This window comes from Dysgonomonas termitidis (assembly GCF_042654545.1).
GTDB classification, from domain to species: Bacteria; Bacteroidota; Bacteroidia; order Bacteroidales; family Dysgonomonadaceae; genus Dysgonomonas; species Dysgonomonas termitidis.
In genome coordinates this window covers 100,760-109,870 of the sequence record NZ_JBHSGN010000080.1, presented here as the reverse complement: position 1 = coordinate 109,870, position 9,111 = coordinate 100,760, and the positions used below count along the sequence as shown (strand labels likewise).

Annotated in this window: 8 protein-coding genes; 5 read left to right on the top strand and 3 right to left on the bottom strand. The window is 41.9% G+C overall.

The genetic code is table 11. The features are described from left to right. The first annotated feature begins 108 nt into the window (after positions 1-108). A complete protein-coding gene (locus ACFO6W_RS14290; protein ID WP_379997547.1) occupies positions 109-1,569 on the top strand; it encodes a tryptophanase in 1,461 nt (486 codons plus the stop codon). A gap of 295 nt (positions 1,570-1,864) precedes the next feature. Continuing rightward, complete coding sequence (locus tag ACFO6W_RS14285) at positions 1,865-2,128, top strand: hypothetical protein (RefSeq protein ID WP_379997545.1); 264 nt, start codon at positions 1,865-1,867, stop codon at positions 2,126-2,128. 89 nt (positions 2,129-2,217) lie between these two features. Here ACFO6W_RS14285 and ACFO6W_RS14280 read toward each other — a convergent pair whose 3' ends face one another. From ACFO6W_RS14280 to ACFO6W_RS14270, 3 genes are read right to left on the bottom strand one after another with little or no spacing between them, the layout of a single operon-like run. Beyond that, positions 2,218-2,559 carry a hypothetical protein gene (locus ACFO6W_RS14280; RefSeq protein WP_379997543.1) on the bottom strand — a complete coding sequence of 114 codons (342 nt, stop codon included), beginning with the start codon at positions 2,557-2,559 and terminating at the stop codon, positions 2,218-2,220. Positions 2,560-2,599: 40 nt separating this feature from the next. Next, a complete protein-coding gene (locus ACFO6W_RS14275; protein ID WP_379997541.1) occupies positions 2,600-3,157 on the bottom strand; it encodes an RNA polymerase sigma factor in 558 nt (185 codons plus the stop codon). Continuing rightward, positions 3,158-3,541 carry a DUF6249 domain-containing protein gene (locus tag ACFO6W_RS14270; protein ID WP_379997539.1) on the bottom strand — a complete coding sequence of 128 codons (384 nt, stop codon included), beginning with the start codon at positions 3,539-3,541 and terminating at the stop codon, positions 3,158-3,160. It lies immediately after the preceding gene. Positions 3,542-4,074: 533 nt separating this feature from the next. Between ACFO6W_RS14270 and gltX the strand changes: the two genes are divergently transcribed. From gltX to ACFO6W_RS14255, 3 genes are all read left to right on the top strand, one after another. Continuing rightward, positions 4,075-5,589 (top strand): glutamate--tRNA ligase, encoded by a 1,515-nt coding sequence (gene gltX / locus ACFO6W_RS14265; protein ID WP_379997537.1) that lies wholly within the window; start codon positions 4,075-4,077, stop codon positions 5,587-5,589. A gap of 96 nt (positions 5,590-5,685) precedes the next feature. After that, positions 5,686-6,924 carry a 3-deoxy-D-manno-octulosonic acid transferase gene (locus tag ACFO6W_RS14260; RefSeq protein ID WP_379997535.1) on the top strand — a complete coding sequence of 413 codons (1,239 nt, stop codon included), beginning with the start codon at positions 5,686-5,688 and terminating at the stop codon, positions 6,922-6,924. Between the two features lie 74 nt (positions 6,925-6,998). Next, positions 6,999-9,086, top strand: a complete 2,088-nt coding sequence (locus ACFO6W_RS14255) for an HD family phosphohydrolase (RefSeq protein WP_379997533.1) — start codon at positions 6,999-7,001, stop codon at positions 9,084-9,086. The last annotated feature ends 25 nt before the right edge of the window (positions 9,087-9,111 follow it).

Below are 9,111 nucleotides of genomic sequence, written 5' to 3'. Positions count from 1 at the left end.
TCATTTGGGGATATACTTTTGATAAAATTTACAATCTATAAATAGCAACTTAAATTAATTATTTATATCTTGCATTATCTATTTTAACATACTATATAAACTAATATCATGTCAGACAATTCTGCTAAAATCAAATTCTACGGTGGAGAAGATATTCCACTGGAGTTGCACAAAGTACGGATAGTACAGAAATTACATTTAGTTCCTATCGAACGTCGTTTGGAAGCATTATGCGAAGCCGGATTTAATACATTCAGGCTCGATACAAAAGATGTATTCCTCGATATGCTTACCGACAGCGGAACAAACGCGATGAGCGACCGTCAAATGGGAGCCATGATGATTGCCGACGATGCTTATGCCGGTTCACAGAGTTTTGTACGTTACCAGAAAGCTGTTGAAGATGTTCTCGGTAAGAAATACCTGTTGCCGGTGCATCAGGGACGCGCTGCCGAAAATATTATCTCAAATGCCTTTATCCGTAAGGGTAGTATCGTACCGATGAACTACCACTTCACAACGGCAATGGCGCATATTACCCAATATGGAGGTAAGATAGAGGAATTGTTGTATGACGAAGCATATGTAATAAACAGTAAGCATCCTTTCAAAGGGAATATGAATCTGGAAAAGCTGGAGAAATGTATTACAAAGCATGGTGCGGCAAATATACCCTACATCCGTATGGAGGCTTCCACAAACCTGATTGGCGGGCAACCTTTTTCTATAGAGAATCTGCGCAGAGTTCGCGCTATTGCCGATAAATATGGAATCAAGCTTGTATTGGATGCCAGTTTGCTAGGTGAAAACGCATGGTTGGTGAAACAACGGGAAGAAGAATTTAAGAATAGCTCTATGGCCGAAATCATACTTTGTATGACAGGTCTCGCCGATCTTGTTTACTTCTCGGCCCGTAAATTGAGTTCATCCCGCGGAGGCGGGATCTGTACCAATAACCATGCGATATTCAAAGAACTGGAACCGTTGGTGCCTTTATTCGAAGGGTTCCTTACCTATGGAGGTATGTCGGTCCGCGAAATAGAAGCGATCGCAGTGGGCTTGTACGAAACACTGGATGAAAGTATGATTTGCCAGAGCCCTCAGTTTATCGCTTATTTAGTAAATGCACTCGACGCTAAAGGTATCCCTGTGGTAACGCCTGCGGGAGTACTTGGCTGCCATGTGAACGCCATGGAGATCTGTTCCCACATTCCCCAGACGGAGTACCCGGCAGGATCGCTTGCTGCTGCGTTCTTCCTTATCTCCGGGATTCGCGGTATGGAGCGGGGATCAGTGTCTAATCAGCGCGATGAATATGGCAATGAGACATATGCTGATATGGAATTGTTGCGTCTGGCTGTTCCTCGTCGTGTATTCACCCTTTCTCAAATCAAATATGTAGAGGACCGCATGACATGGCTCTACGAAAACCGTCACCTGATAGGAGGCCTTAGATTTGTGTACGAACCACCTGTGCTGCGCTTCTTTATGGGTGGACTCGAACCGGTGAGCGATTGGCCGCAAAGGCTACTGGAGAAATTCAAGGAAGATTTCGGAGATAGTTTGTAGATAATATATGGGAAGGGGGTTCGATAATTTTCGGGCCCTTTTTCTGTTTTCTGCCATTTTGATACTAATAAATCTTAAATTAATAAATACATAAATAAAACTGTAAAATCCGGATATATTTTTTGTCCTAAAACAAGCGCTGAGACACTATTTAAACGAAGTAAATAATCCTTAATAAACCTTACACATAGAGCCGTTTTTTTTAACGCGGATTAACAGCGGCTAATCTGAAATCAGATATACATTTGCTCCGTATTTAAACAACATGTTTAACTTTTTTAATTGACAAAAAATTATGAAAAAGATTATTCTTTCAAGTGTAATGGCAATCGCGTTAATTGCGTCTACTAGTGTAATGGCTCAAAATGTTACTCCAAAATCAGAAGCATCCAAAGTGAAAAAAGAAGCTAAAACTGAAGTGAAAGCTGCTGAAAAAACTGCAAAAAAAGAGACTAAAGCTCTAAAAAGCGATGCAAAGGCTGCAAAAGCTGATGTGAAATCAGATGCAAAGGCTGTTAAATCAGAAGCAAAAAAAGTAAAAAGTGAAGTAAAGAAATAAACGAAAGAATATTTACATATTAAAATACCTCACTAGTATACACAAGGAAACGGTCTCAATTAATTGAGGCCGTTTTTATTGTCCGCCTATTATTTGGCTCTGTGCTTATTCCGTCTGCGGTCGTCATAAAGAGAAATCATCCAGAACATGCTGCAAACAGAGGATATAAGTATCACAGGCACGAGAAAAGTAGCCGAACTCAATCCGCTTTGTCCCGATGTAGAATACACTGCCAGCCCTACAATGGCAATGAGAGCATACATAACACCGAAAACAGTAAGCATATTTTTTATAACGGGGCGGGAACTCACACTCCTTTTCGGCACCAAAGCCTTCTCCGTTTCTATCTGTTGCATGATTCTGTATTTCAGATTCTCTCCGGCTTTCATCTTTGTGCCCGACAGAAGGTCCTTTATTTTATCATCTTGCATATCGTTGTTTTTATCATTCAAATATATAAAAAGTTTTTTATCAGGCACATTCATGTCTCATCAGCAGGTTTATAGTATCGGCGAATCGCTTTCGCGCCCGGTGCAGCTTGACCTTTATATTCGCATCAGTCAGTCCCGTTATTTGTACAATATCTTTTACGGAGTTATCTTCCAGATAGTATAAAGTAAGTATCACAGCTTCGTCTTTAGGCATGCGTTCCATCGCTTTATTGACAAGTTCTTTCCTCTCATTCTCTTCCACCTGAGCCATAGTGTCCATATCGGAGTAGGAGTCGTTCATATCGATTTGTTTATAATCGACAAATTCGGTGCTATATGCACTGCCTCTCGTTTCGGTGACGGCAGTGTTGTAGACTATACGGTAAAACCATGTGGAGAATTTACTGTCGGACCTGAATGTATGCAAATTGTGAAAAGCTTTGACAAAGGCGTTCTGCACTATATCTTCCGCATCCTGCTTGTTTCCGCAGACACGGAAGGCTATAGTGACAGCCATGTCCTGATAGGTATCTACAAAGTAGCCGAAGGCGGAACTATCCCCCTTCAGTACTTTGTGTATCTGTTGCTTTTCGTTCATTTATTCAGCGTCGTCGTCAAATTCTTTTTTGTCTTTTACCAGCATGTAGAATGTTACATAGGCTAATCCGAGGAATAATAATACTCCGGAACCGACTACCCAGAAGGCCTGGTCTTCACTGAGATTCATAGTCTTGGATATAATCAGGGCGATAATTAGCCCCAGCGCGATTCCGATGCAAAGGATACCGTTCCGTAGCGACCTGTATTTGTTTGGAGTAGGTTTTCTCTGATCCGGCGGAATAATGCCTTGTTTAATCAATTCCATACGTTCCTTGTGTTTCGAGGCGATCGATTTCAGGCCAAGAAACATACCGAAGCCTATAGGGAGCGCTACTGAAGAAAGAATAGCCACAATGGGTATAATGTTGTGCATAAAGTCCATAATTTCTAATTTTTTATATTGTTATTAATCTGTTTCCGAATATATGACTACACGGCATTGTGTTCGGTTACAGATTTTTGAAAATATTTTTCAAAAAAAAATGCCTTTTTGTATAATTTGCTGTTAACCAATATATTGTATATATGTATGTGTTGGCGTCTTTCTTTGATTTGGATTTAAAGATATATCTATTAATTGTTAAAACCTGACATATGCTCATTTTTGATCATACAAGCATTCTTTGTAAAAACTTTTATCATTCGGTTCGAGCCTGCCCGCACTGCCGTAGGATTGTATCGTGTGGCTTGAAATACCACGCGGAAAACTCGCACGGCAGCAAAGGGATGTTGTTATTACTGTATAAAAACAATCCAGCATTAAAACTTAGCTACTGATTCGCATTATTTATAAACACCGATGGCTGACAGCTTTTACATATTGATAAATTATTTTCAAAATGATAAATCATATACAGCTAATTCGTTTTTCACTTATTTTATATACTTTTGTAGCCTTGATTTAAACTATAAGATATGTCTCAGAAAGTACGGGTACGCTTTGCACCCAGCCCTACAGGCCCATTGCATATTGGAGGTGTACGCACGGCATTATACAATTACCTGTTTGCTAAAAAGCACGGCGGAGACTTTGTTCTCCGTATCGAAGATACCGATTCCCAACGTTTTGTTCCCGGAGCCGAAGAATATATAATAGAAGCTCTTACGTGGCTCGGACTGAAGTTTGATGAGGGTACGCATGTCGGAGGGGCCTATGCTCCGTATCGTCAGTCGGACAGGAAAGAGATATACCGTAGATATGTCGATGTATTATTGGATAAAGGTGCCGCTTATATTGCTTTCGATACTCCTGAGGAACTTGAAGCTAAACGTGCGGCGGTAGCCAATTTCCAATACGATGCGTCTACCCGTGGTGAAATGAGGAACTCATTGACTCTGAGCAGGGAGGAAGTGGAGTCACTGATAGACGCCGGTAGTCAGTACGTTGTCCGTTTCAGGATTGAAGCGAATCAGGAAGTGATAGTTAATGACCTTATCCGCGGCGAGGTAAAATATAATTCTTCGGTGCTCGACGATAAAGTATTGTTTAAGTCAGCCGATAATCTGCCTACATATCATCTGGCAAATATTGTCGATGACCACCTGATGGAAATCACCCACGTCATCCGTGGCGAAGAGTGGTTGCCTTCGGCTCCTTTACATGTGCTTTTGTATAAAGCTTTCGGATGGGAGGCCACTATGCCGCAGTTTGCCCATCTGCCGTTATTGCTTAAACCCGAAGGAAACGGTAAATTGAGCAAGCGTGACGGGGATCGCCTGGGATTCCCTGTATTCCCGTTGGAATGGAAAGATCCGAAAACAGGAGAGATCTCTTCCGGTTATCGCGAAAGCGGTTATTTGCCCGAAGCCGTTATTAATTTCCTTGCGCTCTTAGGCTGGAATCCGGGTAACGATCAGGAGATAATGTCTATGGATGAACTCGTGCAGCTTTTCTCCCTTGAAAAATGTAGCAAAAGCGGGGCCAAATTCGATTATGAAAAAGGCAAGTGGTTCAATCATCAGTATATACAATTGCGCCCGAACGCCGAAATTGCCAATATATATTATCCCATTCTGGAAGAGAAAGGAGTGGATGTTACTCTCGACTATGTAGAAACAGTGGTGGGACTGGTTAAAGAGCGGGTAAGCTTTGTGAAAGAGTTGTGGGACCAATCCTTCTTCTTCTTCGTTGCACCGGTTTCATACGATGAAAAGGTGGTGAAAAAACGCTGGAAGGAAGATTCTTCCGCGCAAATGACAGAGCTGGCAGATGTATTGAAGGATATAGATGATTTTTCCGCCTATAATCAGGAAGAAATCGTAAAGGCATGGATCGAATCGAAAGGTTACCATCTGGGCAATGTAATGAATGCTTTTCGTTTGGCTGTTGTAGGCGAATCGAAAGGTCCGCATATGTTTGATATAACGGCGGCTATTGGTAAGGACGAGACTATCGCCCGCATTCGGAGGGCCGTTCAGGACATTAAGTAACAGAGGAGTGTTCCTCCGGAATATCTTTACAGCTAACCATTACTGTTATACATATGAAAGAGATAAATAGGTCAGTGACCATAAAAAATCATAGCCATGTTTTTTTATAATTTCGCCATATACCTGTATGCATTTATAGTCCGCATTATTTCCCCTTTCCACAAAAAGGCACGGAAAATGATAGTAGGACATAAGCAAACATATAAGATACTCAAAGAAAAAGTTGACCCTACGGCAAAATATATTTGGTTCCATGCTGCTTCGTCAGGCGAATTTGAGCAGGGTCGCCCGATCATCGAAGAGGTGAAGCGTAACAATCCGGAATATAAGATATTGCTTACATTCTTCTCGCCGTCAGGATACGAAATGCGTAAAAATTATCCGTTGGCCGATATCGTTTGTTATCTGCCATTCGATAAAAGGCGTAATGTAAAGAAGTTCCTGAAACTGGTGAAGCCCGAAACAGCTATTTTTATTAAATACGAGTTTTGGTACAACTTTGTAAATACTCTTCACAAGCAGGGAATACCTATCTATATGGTTTCGGCTATCTTCCGTTCCTCACAGATTTTCTTCAAATGGTACGGAATGGATATGCGCAAGCTGTTGAAGAAATATGAATGTATTTGTGTGCAGGATACAAATTCGGCCGAATTGTTGCGGAATATAAAAGTCACAAACGTTGAAGTCTGTGGCGACACCCGCTTCGACAGGGTGCTGGATATAAAGCGACAGGCAAAACATCTGAATATTGTCGAAGCATTCGCCAAAAAGGCTTCTGCCGAAGGAGAGAAAATACTGGTAACAGGCAGTTCGTGGCCAAAAGATGAAGATGTGATAATGCCATATTTCAATATGACTACCGACCTGAAAATGATAATCGCGCCACACGAAATAAATGAAGCTCATCTGAAATATATAGAGAGTAATCTTCAGCGGCCCTACATCCGTTATTCGAACGCTATTCCCGAAATGATGGCCGATTACGATTGTCTTATTATCGACTGTATGGGATTGCTGTCTTCTGTCTACCGCTACGGGCAGATTGTATATGTGGGTGGTGGTTTTGGTGTAGGGATACACAATGTGCTTGAGGCTGCCGTTTATGGTATTCCTGTTATATTCGGCCCTAACTTCAAGAAATTCCGTGAAGCACAGGGACTTCGTGAGCAGGGAGGTGGTTACTCTATCGCTGATAACCAGTCATTCAGGGGCTTGATGGATGAGTTTATCCAATATGACGAAACGCTGAATGCTGCCGGAAAGCATGCCGCCGATTATGTACGTTCCAATAGCGGGGTTGTGGACAGGGTGATGAATGTCCTCAAACTTTGAACTTTCCGTTTTCGGGTATATTTTTCTTCTAATAAAAAATATTCTTGTAGATTTGTATTCTAAACCATAGTGTTATGGCGCAAATAAGTAAGATATTCAATTCCAAGATTAAGATACCTACCCCTGTATTTTTTATAGTGACCATCCTGGTCATCTGGTATTTCTTGCCCCGTGAAGGCAAGTATAAGTATTCATATACCGAAAACAGACCCTGGCAGTATGGTTTACTGACAGCCCCCTTCAATTTCCATATTCATAAATCCGATAAGCAGGTACAAGGAGAGAAAGACAGTATAATGCAGTCTTATCAGCCATATTATCTTCCGAGTTCGGACATATCGAAGAAGACGATTATACAATTTTCACAGGATGCGACGGCAAAAAGCATCTCATCCGAATATATCAGTTATATAAGCCGCAAGCTCAGCGAAGTATATAAGGCAGGTATAATATCTGCGGAGGATTATGATAAAGTCCAGCAGCTCAACAAAAAGCAATTGCAACTGGTGAATGATAACAATGTCGCCAGTACACGCCATCTTGCATCTTTCTATACTCCCAGACAGGCCTATGAAAAAATCATCCAGGATGCGCCTTCGAGTCTGGATATTACGCATCTGAGGGCCATAAACCTGAATGACTACCTGAATGTAAATATATTGTATGACGAAAGCCGTTCGCAGAAAGAGAAAGAAGAGTTGCTCAAACAGGTGGCATTATACGAGGGAGAAGTACAATCAGGCGAGAAAATAATAGACCGCGGCGAAATTGTCGATGCCCGCACAAAGAATATCCTCGATTCTTACAACAGGGAGGTAGAAAGCAAAGTGGGGACAAAGTCCAAGCCCGGCTGGCTGATGTTCGGCGAACTGGTAATGTTGTCCCTGTTCCTGATATCGCTGATGATATATCTCAAATTTTACAGGTTGCATGAGTATAACAACCGGAAGAATATCATCTTTATTCTGATAATGGTCGGTATCTTTCCTATTATCACCGGTCTGATGGCCGATACGAAGATGTTCAGCCTGATGTATCTGGTTCCGTTTGCCATCCCTACCATACTGATCCGTACATTTATAGATTCACGGACAGCTATGACCACGCATATGATTACGGTACTCATCTGTGCTCTGATGCTCCCATTGGCTCAGATGGCCCAGTTTATCGTCATTCAGGTGATGATAGGCTATATGTGCATATTCAGTCTGAGAAACCTTTCGGAGCGTTCCCAGCTCGTATATTGCTCCATCCTTATTTTGCTGACATATGTTGTTGCATATACCGCGTGGGTTCTCTGTACAGAGGGAGACCCGTCGCTTTTGATCGAAAACGGGAGGATGTATATCTATTTCTGTATCAATTTTGTATTTGTATCGTTTGCTTATCTGTTAGTCTATATGTGCGAGCGCGTATTCGGCTTCATCTCCGAAGTAAGTATGATAGAATTATCGAATACCAACAGACCATTATTGCAGGAACTATCGGAAGTAGCTCCGGGTACATTTCAGCACTCGATGCAGGTGTCCACATTGGTGGTTTCGGCGGCACACCGTATAGGGGCAAATGCGACTCTTGTCCGCACAGGGGCTCTTTATCACGATATTGGCAAGATGGTGAACCCTATTTTCTTCACCGAAAACCAGGTTGAGGGAATTGATCCGCATGCAGGTCTTACAGAAAAAGAAAGTGCCCGCATTATTATCGGACATGTTGCCGAAGGAGTGAAGATAGCGAAAAAAAATAACCTGCCACAGCAGATAATAGACTTCATACAAACACATCACGGGAAAGGAAAGGCTAAGTATTTCTATAATTCGTATGTAAATAGTCATCCGGATGAAGATACAGACGAAGCCGACTTCACTTATCCGGGCCCAAATCCTTTTACCCGGGAAACGGCCTTGCTGATGATGGCTGATACCATAGAGGCCGCATCACGCAGTTTGAAAGACAACAGCAAAGAAGCGATCAGCGAACTGGTCAACAGACTTGTCGATTCGCAGGTAGCCGACGGGCTTTTCAAAAATGCGCCTATCACATTCAAAGATATAGAACTGGCAAAAGAGGTGTTTTCCGAAAAACTGGTAAGTATGCGCCATATGCGTGTAGCGTATCCCGAATTGAAGAAGCAGAATGATGAAACGTTGATAGAACAATAAGGATTTTAATACTGTAAAAACTAAA